General features: G+C 74.0%; 21 protein-coding genes and 3 pseudogenes. 10 read left to right on the top strand and 14 right to left on the bottom strand.

What is annotated here, in order from left to right; genetic code table 11:
• Positions 1-9 precede the first annotated feature (9 nt).
• A complete protein-coding gene (locus tag ACZ5NJ_RS10705; protein WP_468764378.1) occupies positions 10-759 on the bottom strand; it encodes a ZIP family metal transporter in 750 nt (249 codons plus the stop codon).
• Between the two features lie 128 nt (positions 760-887).
• Between ACZ5NJ_RS10705 and cobC the strand changes: the two are divergent.
• Positions 888-2,304, top strand: a pseudogene (gene cobC, locus ACZ5NJ_RS10710) (Rv2231c family pyridoxal phosphate-dependent protein CobC); the annotation flags it as partial.
• Between the two features lie 234 nt (positions 2,305-2,538).
• Positions 2,539-3,750 carry a CapA family protein gene (locus ACZ5NJ_RS10715; RefSeq protein WP_468764379.1) on the top strand — a complete coding sequence of 404 codons (1,212 nt, stop codon included), beginning with the start codon at positions 2,539-2,541 and terminating at the stop codon, positions 3,748-3,750.
• Positions 3,751-3,792: 42 nt separating this feature from the next.
• On the opposite strand, the gene ACZ5NJ_RS10720 is transcribed toward ACZ5NJ_RS10715, so the two are convergent.
• On the bottom strand, positions 3,793-4,689 hold the full coding sequence (locus tag ACZ5NJ_RS10720; RefSeq protein ID WP_468764380.1) for an SCO1860 family LAETG-anchored protein: 897 nt from the start codon (positions 4,687-4,689) through the stop codon (positions 3,793-3,795).
• 307 nt (positions 4,690-4,996) lie between these two features.
• Entirely contained in the window at positions 4,997-6,091 is a 1,095-nt protein-coding gene (locus tag ACZ5NJ_RS10725) for an amidohydrolase family protein (protein ID WP_468764381.1), read from the bottom strand.
• A gap of 64 nt (positions 6,092-6,155) precedes the next feature.
• On the opposite strand from ACZ5NJ_RS10725, the gene ACZ5NJ_RS10730 reads away from it, so the two are divergent.
• Entirely contained in the window at positions 6,156-7,223 is a 1,068-nt protein-coding gene (locus ACZ5NJ_RS10730; RefSeq protein ID WP_468764591.1) for a pyridoxal-phosphate-dependent aminotransferase family protein, read from the top strand.
• Positions 7,224-7,258: 35 nt separating this feature from the next.
• Here ACZ5NJ_RS10730 and ACZ5NJ_RS10735 read toward each other — a convergent pair whose 3' ends face one another.
• From ACZ5NJ_RS10735 to ACZ5NJ_RS10770, 8 genes and pseudogenes are all read right to left on the bottom strand, one after another.
• Positions 7,259-8,185 (bottom strand): DNA/RNA non-specific endonuclease, encoded by a 927-nt coding sequence (locus tag ACZ5NJ_RS10735; RefSeq protein WP_468764382.1) that lies wholly within the window; start codon positions 8,183-8,185, stop codon positions 7,259-7,261.
• 219 nt (positions 8,186-8,404) lie between these two features.
• Positions 8,405-9,112, bottom strand: a complete 708-nt coding sequence (locus ACZ5NJ_RS10740) for a DsbA family oxidoreductase (RefSeq protein ID WP_468764383.1) — start codon at positions 9,110-9,112, stop codon at positions 8,405-8,407.
• Positions 9,113-9,201: 89 nt separating this feature from the next.
• Positions 9,202-9,738 (bottom strand): annotated as a pseudogene (locus ACZ5NJ_RS10745) (GNAT family N-acetyltransferase); the annotation flags it as partial.
• An 18-nt stretch (positions 9,739-9,756) separates the two neighbouring features.
• Positions 9,757-11,205 carry a peptidoglycan D,D-transpeptidase FtsI family protein gene (locus ACZ5NJ_RS10750; RefSeq protein ID WP_468764384.1) on the bottom strand — a complete coding sequence of 483 codons (1,449 nt, stop codon included), beginning with the start codon at positions 11,203-11,205 and terminating at the stop codon, positions 9,757-9,759.
• A 62-nt stretch (positions 11,206-11,267) separates the two neighbouring features.
• A complete protein-coding gene (locus ACZ5NJ_RS10755) occupies positions 11,268-11,933 on the bottom strand; it encodes a response regulator (protein ID WP_468764385.1) in 666 nt (221 codons plus the stop codon).
• On the bottom strand, positions 11,930-13,285 hold the full coding sequence (locus ACZ5NJ_RS10760) for a sensor histidine kinase (protein WP_468764386.1): 1,356 nt from the start codon (positions 13,283-13,285) through the stop codon (positions 11,930-11,932). Before ACZ5NJ_RS10760 ends, ACZ5NJ_RS10755 begins: the two co-directional genes overlap by 4 nt.
• A 116-nt stretch (positions 13,286-13,401) precedes the next feature.
• Positions 13,402-14,430: a hypothetical protein gene (locus tag ACZ5NJ_RS10765; RefSeq protein WP_468764387.1), complete on the bottom strand. Its 1,029-nt coding sequence runs from the start codon at positions 14,428-14,430 to the stop codon at positions 13,402-13,404.
• 93 nt (positions 14,431-14,523) lie between these two features.
• Complete coding sequence (locus ACZ5NJ_RS10770) at positions 14,524-15,345, bottom strand: IclR family transcriptional regulator (RefSeq protein WP_468764388.1); 822 nt, start codon at positions 15,343-15,345, stop codon at positions 14,524-14,526.
• Between the two features lie 138 nt (positions 15,346-15,483).
• On the opposite strand from ACZ5NJ_RS10770, the gene ACZ5NJ_RS10775 reads away from it, so the two are divergent.
• From ACZ5NJ_RS10775 to ACZ5NJ_RS10790, 4 genes are all read left to right on the top strand, one after another.
• A complete protein-coding gene (locus ACZ5NJ_RS10775; RefSeq protein WP_468764390.1) occupies positions 15,484-17,007 on the top strand; it encodes an aldehyde dehydrogenase (NADP(+)) in 1,524 nt (507 codons plus the stop codon).
• A 56-nt stretch (positions 17,008-17,063) separates the two neighbouring features.
• Positions 17,064-17,285 (top strand): hypothetical protein, encoded by a 222-nt coding sequence (locus ACZ5NJ_RS10780; protein WP_468764391.1) that lies wholly within the window; start codon positions 17,064-17,066, stop codon positions 17,283-17,285.
• Positions 17,286-17,337: 52 nt separating this feature from the next.
• Positions 17,338-18,537, top strand: a complete 1,200-nt coding sequence (locus ACZ5NJ_RS10785; RefSeq protein WP_468764392.1) for a TerD family protein — start codon at positions 17,338-17,340, stop codon at positions 18,535-18,537.
• A 113-nt stretch (positions 18,538-18,650) separates the two neighbouring features.
• Positions 18,651-18,827 carry a hypothetical protein gene (locus tag ACZ5NJ_RS10790; RefSeq protein WP_468764393.1) on the top strand — a complete coding sequence of 59 codons (177 nt, stop codon included), beginning with the start codon at positions 18,651-18,653 and terminating at the stop codon, positions 18,825-18,827.
• 60 nt (positions 18,828-18,887) lie between these two features.
• Here ACZ5NJ_RS10790 and ACZ5NJ_RS10795 read toward each other — a convergent pair whose 3' ends face one another.
• The gene (locus ACZ5NJ_RS10795) at positions 18,888-20,345 is read right to left on the bottom strand and encodes an alkaline phosphatase PhoX (protein WP_468764394.1); all 1,458 of its coding nucleotides are present in this window, start codon (positions 20,343-20,345) and stop codon (positions 18,888-18,890) included.
• Positions 20,346-20,541: 196 nt separating this feature from the next.
• Positions 20,542-22,044 carry a hypothetical protein gene (locus ACZ5NJ_RS10800; protein WP_468764395.1) on the bottom strand — a complete coding sequence of 501 codons (1,503 nt, stop codon included), beginning with the start codon at positions 22,042-22,044 and terminating at the stop codon, positions 20,542-20,544.
• 248 nt (positions 22,045-22,292) lie between these two features.
• Here ACZ5NJ_RS10800 and ACZ5NJ_RS10805 point away from each other — a divergent pair, with 248 nt between their 5' ends.
• The 3 genes from ACZ5NJ_RS10805 to ACZ5NJ_RS10815 all read left to right on the top strand — a co-directional run bounded on the left by ACZ5NJ_RS10805 (position 22,293) and on the right by ACZ5NJ_RS10815 (position 25,331).
• Positions 22,293-24,134, top strand: a complete 1,842-nt coding sequence (locus ACZ5NJ_RS10805) for an endonuclease/exonuclease/phosphatase family protein (protein WP_468764396.1) — start codon at positions 22,293-22,295, stop codon at positions 24,132-24,134.
• Between the two features lie 182 nt (positions 24,135-24,316).
• Complete coding sequence (locus tag ACZ5NJ_RS10810) at positions 24,317-24,571, top strand: hypothetical protein (RefSeq protein ID WP_365157529.1); 255 nt, start codon at positions 24,317-24,319, stop codon at positions 24,569-24,571.
• Positions 24,572-24,767: 196 nt separating this feature from the next.
• The gene (locus tag ACZ5NJ_RS10815; protein WP_468764397.1) at positions 24,768-25,331 is read left to right on the top strand and encodes an RICIN domain-containing protein; all 564 of its coding nucleotides are present in this window, start codon (positions 24,768-24,770) and stop codon (positions 25,329-25,331) included.
• Positions 25,332-25,453: 122 nt separating this feature from the next.
• Here the strand turns inward: ACZ5NJ_RS10815 and ACZ5NJ_RS10820 are convergent.
• A pseudogene (locus ACZ5NJ_RS10820) lies at positions 25,454-25,878 on the bottom strand (tyrosine-type recombinase/integrase); the annotation flags it as partial.
• Positions 25,879-26,021 lie beyond the last annotated feature (143 nt).

Raw genomic sequence — 26,021 nt, forward strand, 5'->3', positions numbered from 1 at the left:
TCCGTCCGCTCAGTCCGCGAGCCCGACCACCAGCCAGATCCCGGCCACCCCGCCCACCGTGCACAGCAGCGTGGACAGGGCGGGGTGGCTGTGGTGGGCCTCGGGCAGGATCTCGGCCGCCGCCAGGTACAGCAGGACCCCGCCGAAGAATCCGAGGTACGCGCCGAGGGGTTCCTCCGGAAGGGTGAACAGCGCGGTGGACGCGGCGCCCACGACGGGTGCCGCGGCGTCCGCGAAGAGCATGATCAGGGCCTTGCGGCGGGCGTTCCCGTACAGCCGGGTAAGGGTGTAGGTGTTGAACCCGTCGGCGAAGTCGTGGGTGATGACGGCCAGCGCGACGGCCACGCCCATCCCGCCGCCGACCTGGAAGGCGACGCCGAGGGCGACCCCGTCGGCGAGGCTGTGGCCGACCATCGCCGCGGCGGCGGTGAGTCCTACCTGCGGGACGCGGCCGCCGTGTTCGCCGCCGTGACCTGCGCCGTTGCTCCCGCCGTGGGCGGCCTGCCGTACCGCGAGCAGGCGTTCCAGGAGGTGGGCGGCGAGGAAGCCGGCCACGAAGAGCAGCAGGGCGAGCGGGACGCCGAAGACCTCCTCCCCGGCGGCGTGCAGGGCCTCCGGGAGCAGGTCCAGGCCCACGACGCCGAGCATCAGCCCGCCCGCCAGACCCAGTACGAGGTGGCGGCGGTCGGTGACGCGTTGCGCCGTCCAGCCGCCCGCCAGCGTCATCAGGAACGCGCCCAGAGCCACGATCAGCGCCATGTGCCCCTGGATACCTACTGGCGGCGCCGCGCGCACTTCCGCCGCGCGGGCGGCGGGGGTCACCGTGATGACGGCAGAAGACAGACGACGGACACCAGTACGGAGGGAGGACCCCGGTGGGCGAGTACGTGACGCGGCTGGTGGTCGGGGTCGGGGGACGCGCGGGGGTCTCCGTGGCGGAGGTCTGCGCGCTGGTCGAGGAGACCCTGCGCGGGGCCGGTCTGACCGCCGGGGCGGTGACGGCGCTGGCGACGGTGGACTCGAAGACGCTGGAGCCCGGGATCGCGGGCGCGGCGGAACGTTTCGGCGTGCCGTTGGTGGGCTACCCCGCCGCGGAGCTGGCACGGATCCCCGTACCGCACCCGTCGCCGGCGGTGCGCGAGGCGGCCGGGACCGCCTCGGTGGCGGAGGCGGCGGCGCTGGCGGGGGGCGGGGAGCTCCTCGTGCCCAAGCGGCGGTCGGTGGCGGCGACCTGCGCGGTGGCCACCGCCGAGGAGCACGACCTGCGCCACCACGGGGACGCGGAGGTGGCCGACGCGGGCGGGGCGCTCGTGGACCTGGCGGTGAACGTACGGTCGGACACGCCGCCGGCGTGGCTCAAGGAGCGCATCGCGGCCTCCCTCGGGGACCTCGCGGCCTACCCGGACGGCCGGGCGGCGCGGGCCGCCGTGGCCGGGCGGCACGGGCTGCCGGTCGAGCGGGTGCTGCTGACGGCGGGCGCGGCGGAGGCGTTCGTACTGATCGCGCGGGCGCTGGACGCACGGCGGCCGGTGGTGGTGCACCCGCAGTTCACCGAGCCGGAGGCGGCCCTGCGGGACGCCGGACACCGGGTGGAGCGCGTGGTGCTGCGGCCCGAGGACGGGTTCCGGCTGGACCCGGCGGCGGTCCCGGAGGAGGCGGACCTGGTGGTGGTGGGCAACCCCACGAACCCGACGTCGGTCCTGCACCCGGCGGCGACGCTGGCCGCGCTGGCCCGGCCGGGGCGGATCCTGGTGGTGGACGAGGCCTTCATGGACGCCGTCCCGGGCGAGCGGGAGGCGCTGGCCGGACGGATGGACGTGCCGGGGCTGGTGGTGCTGCGGAGCCTGACGAAGACGTGGGGGCTGGCGGGGCTGCGGATCGGCTACGTGCTGGCCGAGCCGGAGGTCATCGCGAAGCTGGCGGCTGCGCAGCCGCTGTGGCCGGTGTCGACGCCGGCGCTGGTGGCGGCGGAGGCGTGCGTGGCGCCGGAGGCGCTGGAGGAGGCGGAGGCCGCGGCGCGCCGGGTCGCGGTGGACCGGGCGCACCTGCTGGCGGGGCTGGCGGAGTTCGAGGAGGTCACGGTCGCGGGGGTGGCCGAGGGCCCGTTCGTCCTGATCCGGATCCGCGGCGCGGCGGAGGTGCGCACTCGGCTGCGGGCGCTGGGGTTCGCGGTGCGCAGGGGGGACACGTTCCCGGGGCTGGACGGGTCGTGGCTGCGGCTGGCGGTCCGCGACCGGGCGACGACGGGCCGCCTCCTCCAGGCCCTGGACCACGCCCTCGCGCTGGCCGCGCCGTAACGGGAGGCGGGGTTTCCTGGGGCTCCGCCCCAGACCCCGCGCCTCAAACGCCGGCGGGGCTGTCAATAGCCCGCGCGGCGTTTGAGCGCACCGGGCGCGGAGCGCACGGAACAGGTCCGGGCAGCGCCCGGGGAACGGTGGAAGGGCGGGTAGGGGACAGCCCCCGCAGGGCCCCGGAGGGCGCGTGCGGCGGGTCGCGCCTAGCATGGCGGCGGGACAAACCATCTACGGGGGACGGGACATGAGGGCGGCGACGCGAATAACCATGGGGCTGCTGGCCGTGGGGGTGGTCGGCGCCGCGGTGTACGCGGTACCCACCCTCCTGGACAGGGGCGGCGCCGCCACCGAACAGCGCCTCCAGGGCCGGCAGGACCCGGGCGGGAAGGCCGTCCAGGGCGGGAAGCCGTTCACCCTCGTCGCGACCGGCGACATCATCCCGTACCCGTCCATCATCCAGCGCGCCGCGGACGACGCCGGCGGCGACGGGTACGACTTCCGGAAGATACTCGCGGGCGTCAAGCCCATCGTCTCCGCCGCCGACCTGGCGATATGCCACCACGAGATACCGTACGGAAAGCCCGGGGGCCCCTACACCGGCTATCCCGCCTTCAAGGCTCCCCACCAACTGGCCGACGCCCTCAAGGACGCCGGGTACGACAGTTGCTCCACCGCCTCGAACCACACCCTCGACGACGGGTTCGAGGGCCTCTCCCGGACCCTGGACCACCTCGACCGCGTCGGCCTCAAGCACGTCGGCTCCGCCCGCAGCGCCGACGAGGCCAAGGCGCCGGCCGTGCTCGCCGCCGGCGGGGCGACGGTCGCCCAGTTGGACTACACGTACGGCACGAACGGGATCCCGCTGCCGGCCGGCAAGCCGTGGGCCGTCAACCTCATCGACCAGGCCCGGATCATCGCCGACGCCCGCGCGGCCCGGGCGGCCGGCGCGCACGTCGTCATCCTCGGCGTCCACTGGGGCACCGAGTGGCAGACCGCCCCCGACCAGCAGCAGAAGGAACTGGCCCAGGCGGTGACGGCCTCGCGCGGGGCGGACGGCCTCCCCGACATCGACCTGGTCATCGGCACGCACAACCACGTGCCGCAGCCCTACGAGAAGATCAACGGCACCTGGGTCGTCTACGGCATGGGCGACCAGGTCGCCAGCTTCTACGAGGCCGAGAAGGCACGCGGCAACATGTCGTCCATCCCCCGGTTCACCTTCGCCCCGGCGGCCGCGCACCCGGGCCGCTGGGAGGTGGTCAAGGCCGAGTACCTGACCCAGTACTCGGACATGGGGCCGCCGTTCCGCGTCGTCTGCGCCTCCTGCGCGCAGACGGACGGGGCCGGCGTCCCGGCCGCCAAGCAGGCCGAGTACGCCCGGGTGGACAAGGAGGTCACCTCGGCCGTGACCTCGCGGGGCGCGGCCGGCCAGGGTCTGACGCACGCGACCCGCTGACGGGGGCGAACGGGCGGCGGGCCGGCCGGCCGCCTCCGCTCGTTACGAGCTGCGCCCGCGCCGCGTCAGGGCGAGCGCGCCCGCGCCGGCGCCCAGCAGCAGCAGCGCGCCGCCCGCGACCCACGGGGTGAGCGAACCGGCCCCGGTCTCGGCGAGGTCGGCCTGGGCGGGGGTGGAGGCGGCGGTCTGCGCCTTGACGTCCGGCTTGGGCGCGGGCTCCGCGGCCGGCTTCGGGGACTCGCAGTGCGCCTCCGCGAGGACGACCTCGCCGTCGACCTGTGCGACGTTGAGGTTCAGCGGGTTCACCGACACCTTCAGGCGGAGCGCGGCCGCCGCGGCGGTGGTGGAGGTGGTCTGCGTGCCGGAGAGCTCCAGGGAGACCAGGCCGACCCCGGGGACCTCGACCTTGGTGGGGCCGCCGGCCGTCAGGGTGACCTTCTTGCCCAGGGCGGTGACGGTGCCGAGGACGTCGGAGGTGGCGACCGGCTTCACGCCCGCCTCGCAGACGGCCTTGGAGGTGACCTGCTCCACCTCGACGAGGGAGAGTGCGGGCAGGCCCGGGACGTGGACCCGGGCGTGGGCGAGGTTCGCCTCGGCCCGGGCGCCCTTGGCGTCGGCGGTCGCCTTGGCGGTGGCGGCGTCCGCCGTGAGCACGTTCACCGGCCGGCCCTGCTCGGCTCCGTCGAGGGTCACGGTGAGGGCCGTCTTCTGGGCCGTGGCCGGGGCGCCGACCTCGTTGAGGGTGGCCTTCAGCGGGACGTGCACGGCCTTGTCGAGCAGGCCCACGTCCAGGCCGGCGCGCAGGACGACGGCTCCGGAGGTGCCCTGGCCGCCGCCGCTGCCGCCGTCGGTGGCGAGGGCGGGGGGCGCGGTGAGCAGGGCGACGGCCCCCGTGGCGAGCAGGACGGCCGCGGGCAGGCGGAAGGTGTTGCCGTTCAAGGTGGTGGAACCCCCGGGGAGATGGGTGCCGTCGCGGCGCCAATGGGGGACATCGCGCACGCCGACGGCTTCGACGCCCGAAATCTTTACGCACGGTGAGTGAACGGGCAGCCACCTGACGTGAGTTCACCCCAACGGGTGGTTTCCATGCGTGTATTCGATTTGTCGCGCCCCACACGGCACAGGAGTTCCCTCGGATCTCAGGACCGGGGTGCCCACCGCTGCTTTTCGGACATCTTCAACGACGGCCGGGGGTCCCGCGTAACGCCCCGTCAACCCCGCGCCGCCACCGGCCCGCCGTACCGGCTCAGGCGCGGACCGCCCCGTCCACCACCACCCGCTCCGGCTGCGCCAGTACCCGTACGTCCTCGCGCGGGTCGGAGCCGTAGACCACCAGGTCGGCGGGCGCGCCCTCGGCCAGGCCGGGCCGGCCGAGCCACTCGCGGGCCGCCCAGGCCGTCGCGGAGAGGGCGTCGAGCGCCGGGATCCCCGCCTTCACCAGCTCCTGGACCTCGGCGGCCACCAGCCCGTGCGGCAGGGAGCCGCCCGCGTCCGTGCCGACGTACACCCCGACGCCCGCGTCCCATGCCGCGCGGACGGTGTCGTAGCGCCGCTCGTGAAGCCTGCGCATGTGCGCCGACCAGCGGGGGAACTTCGCCTCGCCGCCCGCCGCCAGCTTCGGGAACGTGGCGATGTTGACGAGCGTGGGCACGATCGCGACCCCGCGCTCGGCGAAGAGCGGGATGGTGTCCTCGGTCAGCCCGGTGGCGTGCTCGACGCAGTCGATGCCCGCCTCGACCAGGTCGCGCAGCGAGTCCTCGGCGAAGCAGTGCGCGGTGACCCGGGCGCCCAGCCGGTGCGCCTCGGCGATGGCCGCCTCGGCCTCGGCGCGCGGCCAGCAGGCCGTCAGGTCGCCGGCCTCGCGGTCGATCCAGTCCCCCACCAGCTTGACCCAACCGTCACCGCGCCGGGCCTCCCGGGCCACGTACTCGACGAGCTGCGGCGGCTCGATCTCGTGCGCGTAGTTGCGGATGTAGCGGCGGGTGCGGGCGATGTGCCGGCCCGCCCGGATGATCTTCGGGAGGTCCTCGCGGTCGTCGATCCAGCGGGTGTCGGAGGGGGAGCCCGCGTCGCGGATGAGCAGGGTGCCGGCGTCCCGGTCGGTGAGGGCCTGCGCCTCGGCGGTCGCGGCGTCGACGGGGCCGTGGGCGTCGAGGCCGACGTGACAGTGCGCGTCGACGAGTCCCGGCAGGACCCAGCCGGTGACGGTGGTGACCTCGCGGGCGGCGGCCGGCCGCTCGTAGGTGATCCGTCCGCCGACGACCCAGAGCTCGTCACGGACCTCGTGGGGCCCGACGAGCACGCGTCCCTTCACATGGAGCACACCCTCGTGATCACTCATGTCCGCACTGTACGTGCGCGCTGGGTAGGCTCGGCCGGTGACCCCGGACGAAGAGAGCACCGCCGTGACCCACCCCCTGCTGGACCTTCCGCCGCTGACCGCCGAGCACTTCGCCGCCATCGAGCGGGGCGTCTCGCGGCTGCTGGACACCCGGCACGACGTGGTGATCACCCAGGGCGAGGCGCTGCTGCCGCTGGAGGGGTGCATCCGCTCGGGGGCGCGTCCGGGTTCGACCGCGCTGAACGTGGTCACCGGCCCGTACGGGACCACGTTCGGCAACTGGCTGCGCGACGCCGGGGCGAACGTGGTGGACCTGGCGGTGCCCTTCGACACGGCGGTGAGCGGGGAGCAGGTGGCCCGGGCGCTGGCGGAGCACCCGGAGATCGACTTCGTCTCGCTGGTGCACGCCGAGGCGGCCACCGGCAACACCAACCCGGTCGCGGAGATCGGCGAGGCCGTACGGGCCCACGGGGCGCTGTTCATGCTGGACGCGGTCGCCTCGGTGGGCGCCGAGCCGCTGCTGCCGGACGCGTGGGGCGTGGACCTGTGCGTGATCGGCGGGCAGAAGGCGATGGGCGGCCCGGCGGGGGTCTCGGCGGTGTCGGTGAGCGAGCGGGCGTGGGAGCGGTTCGCGGCCAACCCGGCCGCGCCCCGGCGCTCGTACCTCTCCCTCCTGGACTGGAAGGAGCGCTGGATCGACGGGGGCCGCAAGACGCTGCTCCACGCCCCGGCGCAGCTGGAGATGCTGGCGCTGGAGGCCTGCCTGGACCGGATCGCGGAGGAGGGCCTGGAGGGCGTCCTCGGCCGGCACGCGGCGGCGGCCCGGGCCACCCGGGCCGGTGCGGCCGCGCTCGGCCTGGCCCCGTGGGTCGGGGACCCGGCGCAGGCCGCCCCGGTGGCGACGACGCTGCGGGTGCCGGAGGCCTCGCTGGTGGTGGCCCGGGCGCTGGCGGCCGACGCGTCGGCCCCGCTCGCGGCGGGCGGCGGGGCGCTCGCGCAGGAGATGGTCCGGGTCAACCACTACGGCCCGGCGGCCTCACCCGAAGCGGTCGCGGCGTCCCTGCGCGCCCTGGCCTCGGCCCTGTCGACGGACCCGGAGGCGGCGCTGAAGGCGGCTTCGGCCGCCTGGTAGGAGGGGGTGGGCCCGCCGGGCGGCCGGGCCGCCCGTCAGCTCCAGTCGATGTCGCTCTGGCTCTCCAACGGCCGCCGCCTCTCCAGCGACTCCGGCACCACCAGCGTGTCCGCGTCGGTCATCACGTCGGGGAAGCGGATGTGGGCCTCCTTCTGGATCTCGGTGACCTTGACCTGGAACACCCGGAACTCGTCGAGGTCCAGGGATTCGGGAAGGACGAGGTTCTGCGCCAGCAGGAAGGCCTTGGCCTTGAACGTGCCCTGGTCGGAGAAGGTGATGATCTTCCAGAAGGCGCGCGGGATCTGCACGCCGCGGAAGACCCGGTCGTCCTCCTGGAAGACCGGCCCGCCGAACACGCTCACCTTGAGGTCGTCGACGTCGACGTCCTCGAACACCGCGTCCTCCAGCCTCCCCCAGAGGCCGTTGCGCCTGCTCTGGTTGAAGTCGTCCATCTGCGGAGTGATGTTCGTGTAGAAGAACGAGTCCTTGTTGGCCCGCTGCGCCTCGGGCAGCGGACCCCAGCAGAGGTCGGCGCGACGGGCGATGTGGCCGCGGTCGAGCCGGTTGGCGCTGCCGCCCGTGTAGAGGTCGTTGTCGACCTGGTCCGCGGCCGGCACGCGCGGGTCGATGACGAAGTCGAGCCCCTTGCGGCTGAGCGCCTTGATCGCACCGCCGTCTATGTTCCAGGCCACCCAGATCGCGAAGCGCCGCGGCTTGCTCAGCGCCAGCGAGAAGTGGGTGTACGGGATCACCTCGGAGCCGTCGACCCGTACGGCGGTGTCCTTGATCGAGGGGTCGAGCGACGGGGTGCCCACCTGCGCACCGAGGAAGCCGGGGTCGTATCCGACGGTCACGGACTCCGGCGAGGCGGTGGCCGGCCGGTCCAAGGTGACGTCCGGGTGCTCGACCACCGCCGTGGTGGCGGCCCCGGAGGCGGCGGACGCAGGCTTTTTGGCAGTCATCGGGGTCTCCTCCTGCGAAGGAGTCGGTGTCCCCGAGCTGGTTGAAACCGAAGCGAACTGGCGTGCCGCGAACGGGCGGAGGCGCCCGCCGTGCGCGCACGTCCAGCCTACGGCCGGGCCGCGGGGCGGGCGCGCCGAGCGGGGCGGACCGTACGGGTCAGGGCCGTGGGGCGCCCGGTACGGGAGGTACGCGGGCGCCCCGGAGGAGGGGCCGGCTGCTCAGGCCTGAGGAACGGCGCAGGCCCCGTCCGGCTCGCAGGCCTCGGCGCCGGCGGCCGGTTCGGGCAGCTCGCGGCCGGCCCAGGCCTGCTCCAGGGCCCGGGTGAACACCTCGGCGGGCTGGCCGCCGGAGATGCCGTAACGCCGGTCGAGGACGAAGAACGGGACGGCGTTGGCGCCCAGTTCGGCCGCCTCGCGCTCGTCGGCGCGGACCTCGGCGGCGTAGGCGGAGTCGTCGGCGAGGACCGCGCGGGCCTCCGCCTCGTCGAGCCCGGCCTCCACCGCGAGGGCGAGCAGCACCTCCGCGTCGAAGACCGACCGCTCCTCGGCGAAGTTGGCCCGGAAGGCCAGGTCGAGGAGTTCCACCTGGCGGCCGCGGGCGGCGGCCAGGTGGAGGAGGCGGTGGATGTCGAAGGTGTTGCCGTGGTCGCGGCCGTCGATCCGGTACTCCAGGCCCTCGGCGCGGGCGCCGGCGGCGACGTGCTCCTCCATGCCGCGCGCCTCGTCGAGGGTGCGGCCGTACTTGCGGGCGAGCATCTCCAGGACGGGGGCGGTGACGCCCTTGGCGCCGTGGGGGTCGAGCTCGAAGGACCGGTAGACGACCTCCACCTCGTCGCGGTGCGCGAACTCGGCCAGGCCCTTCTCGAAGCGGGCCTTTCCGACGTAGCACCAGGGGCAGGCGATATCGGTCCAGATCTCGACGCGCATGATCCTTCTTCTCTCCGGATTCCGGGTGGGGGCGGGGCGGGTTCCCGCCGGGCGAAACGGTTTGAGGTTCAACCATTTGCCGTCCCGTCTCATTCCCCGGACGCTTCCCCCACCTCCAGCCACAGGGTGCGGTGGGAGCCGGACGGGACGGCCGAGGGGTCGGGGCGCCAGCCGTGGGAGGCGTAGAAGGCCTGGGCGCGGACGTTGTGCTCGTAGACCTCCAGGCGGACCCGTTCGACCCCGGCCCGGCGCCAGGCGGCGAGGCAGGCGGCGTGCAGGGCGGCCCCGGTGCCCCGGCGCCAGTGGGCGGGGTCGACGTGGAGCTGGGTGAGGGTGGTCTCGCCGTCGGCGGTGAGGAAGGCGGCCACCCCGGTGATCTCCCCGTCCCGCTCGGCGCAGAAGACCCGGCCCTGGGCCTCCGGCCGTCTCACCGCCCGGGACCAGCCTTCGCGGGAGCGGGCCGACTCGGCCTCGCCCGCGTAGGCCTGCTCGGGGACGCGGCCCCGGTAGTAGGTGGCGCGCGCCCGGGTGTGCAGGGCGGCGATGGCGTCCAGGTCTTCGGGGAGTGCGGTCCTGATCATGGGAAGGGGAACGCGCCGGGAACCCCGTCGGTTCCCGGCGCGTCGCGGCCCTTCAGGCGGTGGCTACTTCTTCAGCCACGCCGCCATCATCTTCTGGGCGATGGGCGCGGCCAGCTTGCCGCCGCCGATCTCGGAGCGGTCGGTGTCCGAGTTCTCGATCATCACCGCCACCGCGATCTGCTTGCCGCCCGCCTTGCCGTAGGAGGTGAACCAGGCGAGGGGCGGGATGTTGTTGTTCACGCCGCGCTGGGCGGTGCCCGTCTTGCCGCCGACCTCGGCGCCCGCCAGCTGCGCGGGCTTGCCCCCGCCCTCGGTGGCGACGGTGCGCATGGCGTCCTGGAGCATCGAGGCGGTCTTCGGGTTCAGGACCTGCTCGACCTTGGGCTCCTTGAGGCTCTCCAGCACCGTGCCGCCGGAGTCGGTCACCTCCGCGACCATGTGCGGGGCGACGAGCTTGCCGCCGTTCTCGATGGCGGCGGTCACCATGGCCATCTGGAGCGGGGTGGCCTGGACGTCGAACTGGCCGATACCGGTCTGCGCGACCTGGTCGACGGACAGCTTCTTCGTCGGGTACTTGCTGGGCGGGTTGGTGCGGACCGGGGTGTCGATCTGCGTGTTGAAGCCGAGCTTCTCGGCCATGGCCCGCATCTTGTCCTGGCCGAGCTTGGAGGCCAGCTCCGCGAAGACGTTGTTGCAGGACAGCCGGAGGGCGGTGCGGGGAGAGGCGTTGTTGCAGGCCTCGTCGCCCGCCTCGCTGGGCAGCTTGGTGCGGGTGCCGGGGATCGTGTAGTTGCCGGGGACGCCGGTCGGCTGGTCGATGTTCGTGACCAGCCCGTTCTCGATCGCGGCGGCCAGGGTGACCAGCTTGAAGGTGGAGCCGGGGGCCTGGGGCTTGCGCAGGGCCACATTCTCCATGGCCTTGCCCTTGTCGGCGGAGAGCTCGTCCCAGGCGGCCTGGTCACCGGCCCCCGAGATGCGGCCCGGGTCGTAGGAGGGGTTGTTGACCACGGCGAGGATCTCGCCGGTCGCCGGGTCGATGGCCACGGCGGCGCCCTGCTTGCCGTCGAGGGCGTCGTAGGCGGCCTTCTGGACGTCCTTGTCGATGGTGGTCAGGACGTTGCCCGGGGCGGCCCGCTTGTTGGTGAGGATGTCCATCACCGTCTTCAGCCGGCTGTCCGAGCCGTTGAGCACGTTCTTGTAGACGCCCTCCAGCATGCTCGTACCGAAGGCCTGGGAGCTGTAGCCGGTGATCGGCGCGTAGAGGGGGCCGTCGGTGTAGGTGCGCTTGTACCCGAAGTCCTTGCCCCCCGTCTTCGTCGATCCGGTGATCGCCGTCCCGCCCACGATGATGTTGCCCAGCGGGTTCTCGTACTGCCCGATGAGGTTGCGGCGGTTGTTCTTGTTGTCTGCGAGGGCCTGGCCTTGGTACGCCTGCACCCAGGTGACCCGCACCAAGAGGGCCAGCACCAGAAGCAGACAGAAGACCGACGCACGCCTGATCGTCTTGTTCATCCCCCAGAAGGACGTTCCACGGGCCCCGGGCGTTCCGCTCTGCCCCGATTGTGGCGGGGTTCTCAGGATTTCCTCATGAGGAAGCCCCCTTCGTAGGCGGCGATGACCGCCTGGGTGCGGTCGCGGGAGCCCGTCTTGGCGAGGACGGCGGCCACGTGCGTCTTGACGGTCTGCGGGCCGACGCCGAGGTGCTCGCTCATCTCGTGGTTGGACAGTCCGGTGGCCATCAGGCGCAGGACGTCGGCCTCCCGGTCCGTGAGCCGGGCCGCCCACGCCGGGGCCGCGGGCGGGGCGGCCGCCGTGTGGGCGGCGGCGAGGGTGCGGACGGCCGCGGGGAAGAGCAGGGAGTCCCCGCGGGCGACGAGCCGGACCGCGCCGATCAGCTCGTCCGGGTCGGCGCGCTTGAGGAGGAAGCCGGACGCGCCCGCGCGCAGCGCGTCGTAGACGTAGGCGTCGTTCTCGAAGGTGGTGACGACCACGATCCTCGGCGGGTCGGCCCGGGTGGCGAGGATCTGCTCGGTGGCCCGGATGCCGTCGATCTCGGGCATCCGCACGTCCATCAGGACGACGTCGGGGGCGAGGGAGCGGACCAGGGAGACGGCCTCGGCGCCGGTGGCGGCCTCGCCGACGACCTCCAGGTCGGCTTCGGCGTCGAGGATGACGCGCAGGGCGGTGCGGACCATCCGTTCGTCGTCGGCGACGACCACGCGCAGCGGGGGGCGGCTCATCGCCCGCCTCCCGGGACCGGGGCGGCGGCGCCGAGCGGCAGGACGGCCCGCAGCCGCCAGGCGCCGCCGTGCGGTCCGGCTTCGACGCGGCCGCCGAGCAGGGCGGCCCGCTCGGCGGCGCCGCGCAGTCCGCGGCCGCCGGTGGTGCGCCGTGGGCCGGCGTCGGCGGCGGGCGGGTCCTGGGCGGGCGGGTTGGTCATGGTGATCTCCAGTTCGCGGTGGCCGTCGGGTGTGTGGACGCGGATGAGCAGGGTGACGGGGCCGTTGCCGTGGCGCAGGGCGTTGCTCAGGCCCTCCTGGACGATCCGGTACGCCTCGCGGGAGGTGATCGCCGGGAGCTGCGACCAGTCCCCGGCCGGGCCGGGGTCCTGGTCGGCGGTGAGGACGGTGCCGCCGGCCCGGGTGCGGGCCAGCAGCCCGTCGAGGTCGCCGGCCAGGGTCGGGGCGGGCATGGCGTCGGCCCGGGCCGGGTCGCCGTCGCGCAGGAGGCCGAGGACGGCGTCGAGCTCGCCGACGGTGCGCCGGGTGGTCTCCTCGATCGCGGCGAGCGCCTCGCGGACGAACTCCGGGTCGCGGTCGAGGACCCGCCGGGCCGCCCCCGCCTGGAGGGTGACGGCGCTCAGCGCGTGGCCGACGGCGTCGTGCAGCTCGCGGGCCAGCCGGTTGCGCACGGCGAGGTCGGCGGCGCGTTCCTCGGCGGCGGCCAGCCGGTCGGCGGCGGTCGGCCCGAGGAGCACGGGCGCGAGCCGGGCCAGCAGCGCCCCCGCCCCGGCGCAGACGGCGGCGAGCGCGGTCAGCAGCGCGACCCCGATCAGCGGGGCGACGTACCGATCCGCCTCCGCGCCGAACCAGCCCGCGCCCCACAGCGAGGCCCGCAGGGCCCCGGAGAACGGCATCACGATCAGCACCATGCCCAGGGGCGGCACCGCCAGGCTCATCCCGCTGACCAACGCCCCGATGCCCAGGTGCAGGGTCCACCAGGCGGAGGCGCGCCAGCGGGCCCCCCAGGACCGGGCCGGACCGTCCGCGAGCAGGTCCCCCGGCACCCCGGTCAGCACCCGTACGGCCGTCGCCGACAGGGGCCGGACCAGCCCGAACACCCCGGTCACCGCGATCAGGGGCAGGGAGGCCGCGTACGAGAGCAGGGTCAGCGGGAGGGAGGCCAGGACGTTGACCCCTCCGGCCGCCGCGCCGACGCCGACCTGGGCGAGCAGCAGGTACGGCATGAGCAGGGCCCCGCCGAGTATCAGGTGCACCCACCGCAGCCGGGCCCGCGCCCCGACCAGCGCCCCGGCCCCCCGCCGCAGCGCCGCCCCCGGCCCGGCCGGCCGGCCTCCCCCGGACCCGCGCACGCCGGTCCCCCCTCCCCCGTCCATGCCACTCCCCCGCCGGCTCCCCGGCCCTCCGGCGCTCCCGGCCCCCGCCGGGCCGCCCGGCCGCGGCTCCGGCTGACCCCCTCCGCGCCGGCTCAGCGCTCCGCGCGGGCGCGGAGGAAGCGGACGAGGACGGCCCCGGCCAGCAGCCCGGTGATCATCTGGTCAGCGTAGGTCAAGAAGAAGGCGGGGGTGGACGGTTCGCCCTCGCCCAGGTTCATGCCCAGGACGGCTGTCAGGGTCCACGCCCCCCAGCTCAGCGCGGCGGAGGAGCCGATCCAGGTCAGGGCCAGCGGCCACCCCGCCCCGGGCGCCCCGCCCCGGGCCAGCAGCACCGCCCCCGCCGCAGCGGCGAGGGCGCATATCGCGTGCGCCCCGGAGACCACGCCGGTCTCCGCCGAGTACGCCGCCGCCCGCTCCGCAGGCAGTCCGGCGGCGCCGCCGAAGGCCCAGTACACCTGTACCGCCGCCGCCACCGCGCCCGCCAGTGCCGCGGCTCCCGCCACCACCCCCGTGGGTGACGGGAGCCCCGGCCCGAGCGCGCCCTGCCAGCACCGGCCCCAGCGCTGCCGCGCGTAGGGGACGAACAGCCCGGTCAGAGCGATGGCCTGGATGATGAAGCCGGTGTAGACCACGGCGAACACCCAGGGGTCGAGGAAGGGCTCGCGGGCCGCCCTGGCCGCCTCGTCGGCGCCCATGCCCAGGGCCTTGACGAGGAGCTGGGCCGGGTACCCGAGGACGATCGGGGTGAGCAGCCCGGTGGCGACGAAGACCGGCACGGTCAGCAGCCACCCGGGGACCCGTCTGCCCCAGGGCCGGGTGAGCACCAGCACGAGCAGGATCACGCAGGCGTCCATGGCGACCGTGATCGCGTTGCCCACGGTCAGGGCCGCCCCGGCCCTCAGCAGGACGCTGTCCTCCGGTATCCCGATCCGGCTCCCGCCCAGCCAGGCCGCCTTCAGGGTCAGGTACGGCAGGGTGGCGGTCAGGGCGGTGGCCCGCAGGATCCGCCGCACGGTCCCCGGTCCGGGGACCGGCGGCGTCGTCGTGCTCGTCGTGCTCGTCGTGCTCGTCGTGCTCGTCGTGCTCGTCGCGTGCGTCGCGTGGACGGCTCGTGTGCTCATGGGTCAACGGTCCCGTGCGCGGCGCCGCGCCACCTCCCCCGCGAAGGTGAACCGCCTCCCCCGCACGGGGGAGGAACCCCCGCCCCCGCCGCCTCACATGCGCCGTGTCACCACCGTCAGGCGGTCCCGCGCCTCGAACAGCGCGGACTTGATCGTCCGCTCGTGGTCCTCCGTCAGCCGTGCCACGGGCACCGAGCAGCTCACCGCGTCCCGGGCGGGCGTGCGGTACGGGACGGCCACCCCGAAGCAGCGCAGCCCGAGCGTGTTCTCCTCCCGGTCGACCGCGTACCCCTGTTCCCGGACCAGCGCCAGTTCCTCCACCAGCCGCTCCCGGTCGGTGATGGTGTGCTCGGTGACGGCCTCCAGCCGCCTCGGGAGCATCCTGCGCACCTCGTCGTCGGTGTGCGTGGCCAGCAGTGCCTTGCCCAGGGCGGTCGAGTGGACGGGCAGCCGCCGCCCGACGCGGGTGAAGGGGCGCAGGTAGTGCCGGGAGGGCCGGGTGGCGAGGTAGACGACGCTGGTCCCGTCGAGCCGGGCCAGGTGGATGGTCTCGGTCGTGTCGTCGGAGAGCCGGTCCAGGCTGGGCCGGGCCGCCGCGACCACCTCGTCGCCGTCGATGTAGGAGCTGCCGACGAGCAGGGCCCGTACGCCGATGCCGTAGCGCGTGCCGGTGGCGTCCGTCTCGACCCAGCCCAGGTTCACCAGGGTGCGCAGCAGCATGTAGAGGCTGGACTTGGGCAGGGAGAGGTCGCTCTGGATGTCGGCGAGGCTGTGCAGTCCGGGGTGGGCCGCGAAGTGCTCCAGCAGCAGGACCGTGCGTACGGCCGACTTCACCGGCGGCGCCGCCGCGGGCGGTCCCGGCTCGGCCGGTGCGGGAGGAGGACCGGCCGTCCCGGCCGTCTCTGCTGTCGTCATGCTCCTGCTTCCCCTCTGATCGGCTCTGATCGCCTCTTGTCACCCGGTGGACGCGGAACCTAGAGTCCGCAGCAGAAGTGATCATTCATCCACCAGAACGGCGTTCAGAATACTGAACGATCCGAGGAGGAGCGGGCCATGACGGCGAATCCAGTCTGGAGTGTGGACCCCCGTACCGGGAAGCAGCGCGAACGGGTTGCGGTGGAAGCCACAGCCCCGGACGTGGACCGGGCCGTACGCGCGGCCCACGCCACCCGCGGCGCCCTCGCGGACGCGGCCGTCCGCGCCGCCTTCCTGCGGGCCGCCGCCGACCTGCTCGACGGGGCCGCCCCGCAGGTCGTGGCGAGCGCGGACGCCGAGACTGCGCTGGGCGGCGCCCGGCTCACCGGCGAGCTCGCCCGCACCACCGGCCAGCTGCGCGCCTTCGCCGACGTGGTCGAGGAGGGCGCCTACCTCGACGTCCGCATCGACCGGGCCGACCCCTCCCTCACCCCGCCGCGCCCCGAGCTGCGCCGCTACAAGGTGCCGCTGGGCGTGGTCGCCGTGTACGCCGCCTCCAACTTCCCGCTGGCCTTCTCCGTGCCCGGCGGGGACACCGCGAGCGCCCTCGCCGCCGGCTGCCCGGTGGTGGTCAAGGCCCACCCGGACCATCCGGCCACCTCCGAGCTGTGCGGGGAGCTGCTGCGCCGGGCGGCCGTGGCGAGCGGGCTGCCGGCGGACGTGGTGACGGTGGTCCACGGGTTCGACGCCGGCCTGGAGCTGATCCGCCACCCGCTGGTCTCCGCCGCCGGGTTCACCGGTTCCGTACGGGGCGGACGGGCGCTGTTCGACGCGGCCGCCGCCCGGCCGGTGCCCATCCCCTTCCACGGCGAGCTCGGCTCCCTCAACCCCGTCGTGGTCACCCCGGCGGCCGCCGCCGAGCGCGCCGAGGAGATCGGCTCCGGACTCGCCGCCTCCGTCACCCTGGGCGTCGGCCAGTTCTGCGTGAAGCCCGGCCTGGTCCTGGTGCCGGAGGGCGCGGACGGCGACCGGCTCGCCGCCGCCCTCGCCAAGCAGCTCGAACAGACCGGAGCGGGGGTGCTGCTCGACCACCGGATGCGGGACGCCTTCGTCGCCGGCGTCCGCGAGCGGGCCGCCCTCCCCGGGGTCACCGCCCCCGTCCCGCCCGGCGCGGGCGGGGAGCACACCGTCACGGCGGGCCACCTGGACGTCGCGGCGGCGCGGCTCCTGGAGGGGGGCCCGTACGAGCTGCTCCTGGAGGAGTGCTTCGGGCCGGTCACCGTCGTCGTCCGCTACCGCGGCGCGGACGAGGCCGCCGCCGTGCTGGCCCGGCTCGCCGGGAACCTGAGCGCCACCCTCCAGCTGTCGCGGGCCGAGACCGAAGGCGCGCCCGGCCCGGCCGCCGCGCTGATCGCGCAGGTCACGGAGCTCGCCGGGCGGATCGTGGTGAACGGCTGGCCCACCGGGGTCGCGGTGGCCCCCGCCCAGCACCACGGCGGCCCCTACCCGGCCGCCACCTCGCACTCCACCTCCGTCGGCGGCACGGCGATCGAGCGCTGGCTGCGCCCCGTGGCGTACCAGTCGGTGCCCGAGGCGCTGCTCCCGCCCGAGCTGCGCGAGGACAACCCGCTGGGCCTGCCGCGCCGGGTCACCGGCGCCTGAGACCGGCTCCGGTAAATCCGTTGCCGCCCCGCCCGCGGACGGGCAGGCTGCGCCCCATGGGCAGGCCACAGGGATTCTCGTACGGGGTGCACGGCGACGGCACGGTCGTCATCACGCACCGGGGCCGCGCCGCGGGCACCCTGCGGGGCGGGCGGGCCGAGAAGTTCCTCGCCGAGGTGGAGTCCGGCGACGCCCAGCTGGTGATGGCCCGCTGGACCGGCTCCTACAAGTTCGGCAACGAGCGCACGGCCCGCGCCCACCCGCGCAACCGGCGCTGAAATCCCGCCGAGGGTAAGGGAACGGCAAAGCGGCGCCGGTCGTTCTCCCGGCATGACCGCTATGACCCCTGGTTCCAACCTTCCGCTCAACACCACCCGCGTGACGGTGGACGTGGCCGCTCCGGTGCGGCTCGACGTGTCGGGCCTGCTGCTCGCGGCGGACGGCAAGGTGCGCTCCGACGCCGACTTCATCTTCTACAACCAGCCCTCCGGACCCGGCGTCAGCCACCGGTCCGGCGGCGGGTCGGCGCCGGACTCGATCACCGTGGACACCGGCGCGCTGCCGCCCGGCATCGAGCGGATCGTGGTCACGGCCAGCCCCGACGCCCCGGGGCAGAGCTTCCAGGGCATCGAGCCCACCGCCACCGTGCGGGACGCGGCCGGCGGTGCGGTGATCGCCACCTTCACCCCGCCCCGGCTCGGGACGGAGACCGCCCTGGTGGTGGTCGAGGTCTACCGGCGCGGCGGCGTCTGGAAGGTGCGCGCGGTCGGCCAGGGGTACGCGAACGGGCTCGCGGGCATCGCCACCGACTTCGGGGTCTCCGTGGACGAGGAACCGGCCGCCCCCGCGGCGGTGGCTCCGCCGGCCCAGGCCCCCGTCGCACCCGTGCCCGCCGCCGCCCCGCCCATGCCGGCGGCGCCCCCGGCCGCCCCTTCCGCCCCTTCCGCCCCGGGGAAGATCAACCTGGACAAGGGCCGGGTCAGCCTGCGGAAGAACCAGACGGTCTCCCTCGTCAAGGGCGGGCGCCCGCTGCTGTCGCAGGTGAAGATGGGTCTGGGCTGGGAGCCCGCGTTCGGCGGCCGCGACATCGACCTCGACGCGTCCGTCATCGCCTACGGCCCGCAGCGCAACTTCGTCGACGCCTGTTACTTCGGCAAGCTGTCCATCCTGAACGGCTCGGTCAAGCACTCGGGGGACAACCTGACGGGCGAGGGCTCCGGGGACGACGAGGTGATCGTCGTGGACCTCGGCCGGCTGCCCGCGGAGGTCAGCGGCCTGGTCTTCACGGTCAACTCCTTCTCCGGCCAGAAGTTCACGGAGGTCGCCAAGGCCTACTGCCGGCTCATCGACGCGGCGACCGACGAGGAGCTGGTGCGCTTCGACCTGACCGGCGCCGAGCCGCAGACCGGCGTGATGATGGCCAAGCTGATCAAGCAGTTCTCCGGGGAATGGGAGATGACCGCCCTGGGAGACTTTGTGAAGTCCCGCACAGTGCGCGGCATGGTCCAGCCGGCCTCCCAGGCACTCTGAGCAGGTCGGCGGGCATATGCGGCCGGCGGTCACCCGGGCCGGCACGGCCCGGGTGAGCGATGCCACGCGTAATCCGGGGGTGGCTGTCAGTGCTCGCCCGTAGCCTTGGAGGCATGCAGACTTCACTCCAGCCCGCGGGTCCCGCGCGCCCGTCCGCCGCCGAGGCGAACGAGGCGATACGGCGACTCGTCGAGACCCGGGCGGACGGGGAGTGGCCCTCGGAGGCGTACGAGTTCCTCCTGGAGGAGTGGGCCGCGGCCTCCCGCGCGGAGATGGCCCCGGCCCAGTAGCCCCCGGCCCGGCCCCGGCAGCCCCTCTGCCCCGGCAACCCCCCGGCCGGGGCGCCCCGGTCAGCGCGGGGAGCGCCGCCACGGGCCGGTGATCGCCAGCATGATGCCCGGGTCCTGGATGTTGGCGTACAGGGTGCGCCCGTCCGGGGAGAAGCAGACCCCGGTGAACTCCGAGTACTCGGGCTTCTCGGCCGTACCGATGTTCAGCTCGTTGCGCGCCAGCGGGTAGAGCCGGCCGGACTCGGTGGCCCCCAGCAGGTGCTGCAGCCCGTTGCCGTCCTCGGCGATGACCAGTCCCCCGTACGGGGAGACGGTGATGTTGTCGGGACCGTCGTAGCCGCCCTCGGCGTCGGGAGCGGTGTTCACCCCGATGAGGACGACGAGGCGGATCGTGCGCCGCCCGGGGTCGTAGAACCACACCTGGCCGTCGTGCGCCGCGCCCGGGCTCTCCGCGCGCGCGTACGAGGAGACGAAATAGGCGCCGCCGTCCGCCCACCACATGCCCTCCAGCTTGCGCGCCCGGGTCACGGCGCCCGCCGCGAACTGCTTGCGCACGGACAGGCTCCGCGCGTCGCGGTCGGTCACCTCCGCCCAGTCGACCCCGTACACGGTGCCGGTCTTCGTGGCGCGGGAGAGGTCGTCCACGAACTGCCCTGCCTTGTCGAAGCACTTGGCGGCCGCCAGCACCCCGGCGTCGGCGGCGAGGGTGCGCAGCCTGCCCCGTCCGTGCCGGAAGCCCTCCGGCGGGGTCCAGCGGTAGAGCAGCCCGTTGGGACCGGAGGCGTCCTCGGTCAGGTAGGCGTGGCCCTGGCGCGGGTCGACGACGACGGCCTCGTGGGCGTACCGCCCGAAGGCCTTGACCGGCCGCGGGTCGCGGCCCGCCCGCCGGTCGTGGGGGTCCACCTCGAAGACGTAGCCGTGGTCCTTGGTCATGCCGTTCCTGCCGGCCAGGTCCTCGGTCTCCTCGCAGGTCAGCCAGGTGCCCCACGGGGTGGCGCCGCCCGCGCAGTTGGTCGAGGTGCCGGCGATGCCCACCCATTCGGCGACCTCTCCGCCGCGCCGGACCTCCACGACCGTGCACCCGCCGGACGCCGCGGGGTCGTAGACGAGGCCCTCGGCGAGCGGGACGGGGTGGACCCAGTTCGCCCGCGGCCCCTTCAGCTCGTGGTTGTTGACGAGGAGGGTGACGCCGCGGGGCCCCTCGAAGGCGGCCGTGCCGTCGTGGTGGGACGGGGTGCTCTCGCCGGAGTCTAGGGTGGTGACACCGCTGTGGGTGATCACGCGGTAGCGGAACCCGGCCGGCAGGGCGAGCAGTCCGGCGGGGTCCGGCAGGAGCGGGCCGTAGCCGGGGGCCTGCGGCCGGCCGGGCCCCTCGCCCGTGCCGGCGGCGCCGGGCACCGGGTCGTCGGCGGCCAGCGCACCGGGCGCGGTGGCGAGGGCGCCGACCGTTCCGGTGAGGGCGACGCCCGCACCGGCGAGGGCGGTGCGGGCGGTGAAGTCTCTGCGGCTGAGGGGCATCGGGTCTCCTGGGGTGGGGAGGTGGTGCGCCTGGCGTACGGTCGTCGGCGCACACGCTCCCGGCCGTACGTGAACGGCGGCTGACCTACCCGCGAACACCGACCGGCCCCTTGCCGCCGGGCGGAATGGCGAACTCCGGCCGCCGAAAAGGCCTGTTGCCGCCCCCGCCCCGCGCCCTGCGGCGGCCCGCCCCTGGTCAGGACCGGCGGGACCGGGCCTTGAACGCGGCCTTGCGGGCCTCCTTCGCGGCCTTCCTGTCCGGATGCAGCCGGCCCATGGCCTCCAGTACGGAGGCGGTCGCCGGGTGCTCGACCCGCCACACCCGGTCGAAGAATCCGGCGTGGTGCTCCGTCAGGCTCCGCATGAGCAGCGGCAGCTCCTCGGTCTCGCCGTCCGCGGCGAGCTGCGCGGCGATGGTGTCCACCGTCAGCCAGAACACCATCTCCTGGTCCGGCGCCGGTACGTCCGCCGCCCCGTGCTCCGCGAGCCAGACCCGGGCCAGCCCGCCCAGCTGCGGGTCGTCCAGCACGGCCCGCACCGCCGGCTCGGCCTCCGGCCCGGCGGGGGTGAGGGCCTGCTGGCAGCGCAGCCGGCGCAGCGGTGCGGCCTCGTCATCGCCGCGGGCGGCGGCCAGCAGCTCGGCGACGGCGACGGGCAGCTCCCGGCCGGCCAGCCACTGCTCGATCTCGGCCTGTGCGGCGTCCTCCGGGTAGAAGGAGACGGCGTCGAGCAGCGCGTCGGCGCCCTTGCCGGCCAGCTCGCCGACGGCGGGGGCCTCGACCCCGGCCTCCAGCATGCGGGCGCGGACGCCGTACAGGCCGAGCGGGGTCAGCCGGACCATCCCGTACCGGGTGATGTCCTCGTCGTCCTCCGTCCGGTCCGGGCCGCCGGTGACGGCGTCCGCGTCGACGAGGTCCTCGGCCTCCGCCATCAGGGCCTCGTCGACGGGGTGGTAGTCGACGAGCCCGATGGGCTGCAGCTGACGGAACTGGTCGTCGAGGCGCATCATCGCGTCCGAGACCTGCTCCAGGACGGCGTCGGACGGGTCGCCCATGTCATCCGTCATGATCATGGAGGCGGCAAGCACGGGCAGCGGGACCCGGCCGTCACCCGGGGCGCCCTCGGAGACGCTGAGCAGGTAGAGGTTGGCGAGGACCCCGTCGAGGAAGTCCGCCTCGCGCCGGGGGTTCCAGTCGAGCCGGTCGAAGTCGATCTCGCCGCCCGCGTCCAGGGCGTCGACGAGGTCGTCCAGGTCGGGTACGGCGGCGTCCGCGAGGACGGTGTCCAGGGCCGCCAGCCACAGGTCGAGCACGTCGGCGGGCGCACCGCCGGCCAGCAGGGGCAGGTCCTCGCCGGGCGCGGCGGTGCCGTACTCGGGCTCGCCTCCGTCCGCGCCGTCGCCGCTGTCCTCCTCGGGCTCCGTCACGTCGACCAGGCCGGTGTCCACGGCCACCCGCCAGGCCTGGCCCGCGTACACGGGCGAGTCCTCGTCGGCGGGGTCGAGGCCGAGGACCTCGGCGGCCTCGGGCAGCTGGTCGGCGACGAGTTCACCGCCGACGTCGACCCGGGTGTCGGGGCCGGCCCAGCGGGCGAGGCGTACGGCGCGGGCGAACAGCGGGGCGACGAGGGCGTCGCGGGCCAGCTCCGCATCGGAGTGCAGCCGTACCGGCGGCAGCGTGGAGTGCGGCTCTGCGGACATGGGGTGGTTCTCCTCGGACGGACGGGCGCGGTGACGGAGGGTCCGTCAGACCGGTTGCGGCGATCCAGCGTAGACGCATCCGGGGCCGCCCCGGCGGAGCGGAACCGTCAGTTCATCCGACAGTCCGCTGTCGTATTTCCTGGAGACCTTGACAACTTCGCTGATCAACCAGGAGATTGACGCGCGTAGACGTTAAGGGACCGTCAAATCCCACCCCCCTCATCCTCCACACAACGGAGTCCCCTCCCATGCGCTCATCGCATCCCCGTTCCGCCGCCGTCGCCGCCCTCGTCGCCGCCGCGCTGGCCTCCGGCCTGCTCGCGGGCACGGCCGACGCGGCCGAAGGCGCCGTGTCCGCCGATCCGGTACGCATCCACGACATCCAGGGCACCACCCGGATATCCCCGCTCAACGGCAAGGCCGTCACCGACGTCCAGGGCATCGTCACGGGCGTGCGCACCTACGGCTCCCGCGGTTTCTGGATCCAGGACCCCGAGGCCGACGACAACCCCGCCACCAGCGAGGGCATCTTCGTCTTCACGAACTCCGTCCCGACCGTGGCGGTCGGCGACGCCGTCAAGGTCTCGGGCACGGTCGGCGAGTACGTCCCGGGCGGGGCCGCGTCCGGCAACCAGTCGGTCACCCAGATCTCCAAGCCCGCCGTGACCGTGCTGTCCTCGGGCAACGCGCTGCCCGAGGCGACCGTCGTCAACGAGTACTCCGTCCCGGCGGAGTACGCCCCGGCGGGCGACCCGGCCGCCGGCGGCAGCATCAACGGCCTGGCCCTGGAGCCCTCGCGCTACGCCCTGGACTACTACGAGTCCCTGGAGGGCATGAACGTCCGCATCGGCAACTCCCGCGTGGTCGGCGCCACCGACCCGTACGCGGAGATGTGGGTGACGGTGAAGGGCTGGGAGAACACCGTCAAGCGCGGCGGCACCCTCTACGGCTCGTACGAGTCCCAGAACACCGGCCGCCTCCAGGTCCAGCAGCTCGCGCCGCTCGCGCAGCAGCCCTTCCCGGTGGCCAACGTCGGCGACCGGCTGACCGGCACCACCGAGGGCCCGCTGGACTTCAACCAGTTCGGCGGCTACACCCTGGCGGCCCGCACCCTCGGCACGGTCAAGGCGGGCACCCTCGCCCCCGAGAAGACCAAGGCCCAGTCGCCGGGCGAGCTCGCGGTGGCCACGTACAACGTGGAGAACCTCGACCCGACGGACCCGCAGGAGAAGTTCGACAACCTGGCCAAGGCGGTCGTGCAGAACCTGGCCTCCCCCGACATCGTGGCCCTGGAGGAGATCCAGGACGACAACGGCGCCAAGAACGACGGCACCGTCTCGGCCGAGGAGACCGTCAAGAAGTTCACCGCGGCCATCGCGGCGGCTGGCGGCCCGGCCTACCAGTGGCGGTCGATCAGCCCCGAGAACAACAAGGACGGCGGCGAGCCCGGCGGCAACATCCGCCAGGTGTTCCTCTTCAACCCCGACCGGGTCTCCTTCACCGACCGCGCGGCGGGCGACGCGCTGACCGCGACCGGCGTGGCCAAGGAGAACGGCAAGGCCGCCCTGACCCACTCCCCCGGCCGGATCGACCCGGCGAACCCGGCGTGGGCCGACAGCCGCAAGCCGCTGGCCGGCGAGTTCGTCTTCCGCGGCCGCACGGTCTTCGTGATCGCCAACCACTTCAGCTCCAAGGGCGGCGACGAGGGCCTGACCTCGCAGCACCAGCCGCCGGTGCGCAAGTCGGAGGCCAAGCGGCTGCTCCAGGCGCAGGCGGTGAACTCCTTCGTCAAGGAGATCCTCGCGGCCGACAAGAACGCGGACGTCCTGGCCCTCGGCGACATCAACGACTTCGAGTTCTCGAACACGGCGAAGGCGCTGGAGGACGGCGGGGCGCTGTACTCCGCGATCAAGTCGCTGCCGAAGGCGGAACGGTACTCCTACGTCTACCAGGGCAACGCCCAGGTCCTGGACCAGATCCTGGTCAGCCCGGCGATCAAGAACTACGCCTACGACAGCGTGCACATCAACGCGGAGTTCTCGGTCCAGAACAGCGACCACGACCCGCAGGTCCTGCGCTTCCGCCCGTAACACCCCTGGGGAGGGGCCCGGCCGCCACCGCGGCCCGGCCCCTCCGCCGCACCCCGAGGCCGGGGACTTTCGGCCCTGGCGTGACGCTGGCCACAACCGCGCCCACATGGGCCGGTTGTGGTGTTGAGTGTCCCCCACGTCCGATCTTGTCCGTCTTGTACCCGCCCGTACCTGGAGGCCGCGTGTTCCCCTCCATCTCCCTCGCGCAGGAAATCGGCCTGGCCGTCCTGTTCGTGGCCGCCCTCGTCTGGGTGCTCGGCCTGGGCCACATGCTGTGGGACAGCCGCTTCCACCACCCGGAGCCGGACGCCTACGAGGGCCTGCCGGTCATCCCGTCCCAGCGCACGGCGTCCGGGCACCCGATGGAGTCGGTGGAACTGACCCAGGCGGAGCAGGAGGCCTTCGCGGGCCTGATCCGCACGATCCCCCTGCACTGAGGCGGCCCGCAGGCGGTCACCGCGACCTCGGTTGCGGGCCCGGCCGGGCGCGCCGATAGTGGGAGGGACAGCCGCGCCCAGGCCGACGGTCAGCCGGCAGTCCGCCTTCGCGGCGCCGGAGCGTGGAGCCGACCCGCCGCTGCCGCGCTGTCGCCCCCCTTCCCACCTCCTCCGCAGTGCAGGAGGGAGTCTTCCCATGCGCAAGAACACTCCGGCACGCCGCTTCCTGACCTCGTCCGCGGTCTGTGCCGCCGGAGGCCTCATGCTGTTGCCCGCCCCCGCGGTCGCGCGGCCGGCGGCACCCGGCACCCCGGCGGGACCGGTCCAGGGCGTCTTCCAGATCGTCAACCTCCAGACCGACAAGTGCGCCACCGTCGCCGGCGGCACCCTGATCGACAACAACGTGCCGCTCGTGCAGTTCGACTGCGACACGGACCGCTCGCGCCGCTGGCTCATCACCAACTGGGACGGCGAGTCCTACCAGATCGTCAACCGCAAGACGGCGAAGTGCATGACCGTCGCGGGCGGGACCTCCACCGAGAACAACCTGAAGCTCGTCCAGTTCGACTGCGACTCGCACCCCTCGCGCCGCTGGCGCCTCGCCAACTGGGACGGCGAGTCCTACCAGATCGTCAACCAGCAGACCGACAAGTGCGCCACCGTCGCCGGGGGCACCGTGAGCGACAACAACCGCGAACTCGTCCAGTTCGACTGCGACACGCACCCCTCGCGCCGCTGGACGCTGCAGCCCGCGAGCTGACCGGTTCCGGACGCACGAGTGCCCTCCCGGAGGACCGGGAGGGCACTCGGCACTGACGGGCGGGACCGACGGCCCCGTAGGGGTCAGTTGTGGCTGTTCTGGTGTTTACGCAGGTCAGCGGCTCAGCTCGGGCCCTGGGCCGCATCCGGGCCGTCATCTGCTTCGGGTGCGGCCCGGAAGACGCGATCGACGGCGGCCCGGGTCCTGGTCTCGCTCGACGGCATCAGGTGCGTGTACGTGCGGAGCGTGAAACTCGGGTCGTGGTGGCCGAGGTATTCGCTCAGCCTTGATGCTCTCCCCCGCGTCCAGGAGGACCGACGCGTAGAAGTGCCGAAGGGCGTGCATTCCGTTCTCGCGCCCCGCTTCGACCCCAGCCTTACGCAGGGCCGGACGCCACACTCGTTCATTGAAGCGGTTTCGGTGGGGAGGCTTCGCATTCGGGCCCATGAAGAGAAGCTCTGCCGTGGCGGGTGATGTGCGCGGCTAGGACAAAGGCCACCGATTCCGGCAAGGGGACGTGCCGTTCCTTGCCGCCCTTCGGCGGGGCTCCGATCCCACCTACCGTCGACCCAGGTAAGCCGAGCAGACACGGGCCGTGGGGGGGGGGGGGGGGGGGTTTTTTTTTTGTGGTTTCCCCCCCACCCCACAAACCACCCCCCCCCCCCCCCCCCATCAGTGTGTGGGAAAAAG

The sequence above is a fragment of the Streptomyces sp. NPDC032091 genome, from assembly GCF_055580265.1.

Excerpts from the sequence above, each read along its gene's own strand:
- ACZ5NJ_RS10740 (WP_468764383.1), bottom strand. The coding sequence starts at position 9,112 with ATGCGCGTCGAGATCTGGACCGATATCGCCTGCCCCTGGTGCTACGTC.
- ACZ5NJ_RS10795 (WP_468764394.1), bottom strand. The coding sequence starts at position 20,345 with ATGCCCCTCAGCCGCAGAGACTTCACCGCCCGCACCGCCCTCGCCGGT.
- ACZ5NJ_RS10790 (WP_468764393.1), top strand. The coding sequence starts at position 18,651 with ATGCAGACTTCACTCCAGCCCGCGGGTCCCGCGCGCCCGTCCGCCGCC.
- ACZ5NJ_RS10815 (WP_468764397.1), top strand. The coding sequence starts at position 24,768 with ATGCGCAAGAACACTCCGGCACGCCGCTTCCTGACCTCGTCCGCGGTC.
- ACZ5NJ_RS10805 (WP_468764396.1), top strand. The coding sequence starts at position 22,293 with ATGCGCTCATCGCATCCCCGTTCCGCCGCCGTCGCCGCCCTCGTCGCC.
- ACZ5NJ_RS10735 (WP_468764382.1), bottom strand. The coding sequence starts at position 8,185 with ATGACTGCCAAAAAGCCTGCGTCCGCCGCCTCCGGGGCCGCCACCACG.
- ACZ5NJ_RS10715 (WP_468764379.1), top strand. The coding sequence starts at position 2,539 with ATGAGGGCGGCGACGCGAATAACCATGGGGCTGCTGGCCGTGGGGGTG.
- ACZ5NJ_RS10770 (WP_468764388.1), bottom strand. The coding sequence starts at position 15,345 with ATGACGACAGCAGAGACGGCCGGGACGGCCGGTCCTCCTCCCGCACCG.
- ACZ5NJ_RS10775 (WP_468764390.1), top strand. The coding sequence starts at position 15,484 with ATGACGGCGAATCCAGTCTGGAGTGTGGACCCCCGTACCGGGAAGCAG.
- ACZ5NJ_RS10785 (WP_468764392.1), top strand. The coding sequence starts at position 17,338 with ATGACCGCTATGACCCCTGGTTCCAACCTTCCGCTCAACACCACCCGC.
- ACZ5NJ_RS10705 (WP_468764378.1), bottom strand. The coding sequence starts at position 759 with ATGGCGCTGATCGTGGCTCTGGGCGCGTTCCTGATGACGCTGGCGGGC.
- ACZ5NJ_RS10800 (WP_468764395.1), bottom strand. The coding sequence starts at position 22,044 with ATGTCCGCAGAGCCGCACTCCACGCTGCCGCCGGTACGGCTGCACTCC.
- ACZ5NJ_RS10765 (WP_468764387.1), bottom strand. The coding sequence starts at position 14,430 with ATGAGCACACGAGCCGTCCACGCGACGCACGCGACGAGCACGACGAGC.
- ACZ5NJ_RS10725 (WP_468764381.1), bottom strand. The coding sequence starts at position 6,091 with ATGAGTGATCACGAGGGTGTGCTCCATGTGAAGGGACGCGTGCTCGTC.
- ACZ5NJ_RS10750 (WP_468764384.1), bottom strand. The coding sequence starts at position 11,205 with ATGAACAAGACGATCAGGCGTGCGTCGGTCTTCTGTCTGCTTCTGGTG.
- ACZ5NJ_RS10780 (WP_468764391.1), top strand. The coding sequence starts at position 17,064 with ATGGGCAGGCCACAGGGATTCTCGTACGGGGTGCACGGCGACGGCACG.
- ACZ5NJ_RS10755 (WP_468764385.1), bottom strand. The coding sequence starts at position 11,933 with ATGAGCCGCCCCCCGCTGCGCGTGGTCGTCGCCGACGACGAACGGATG.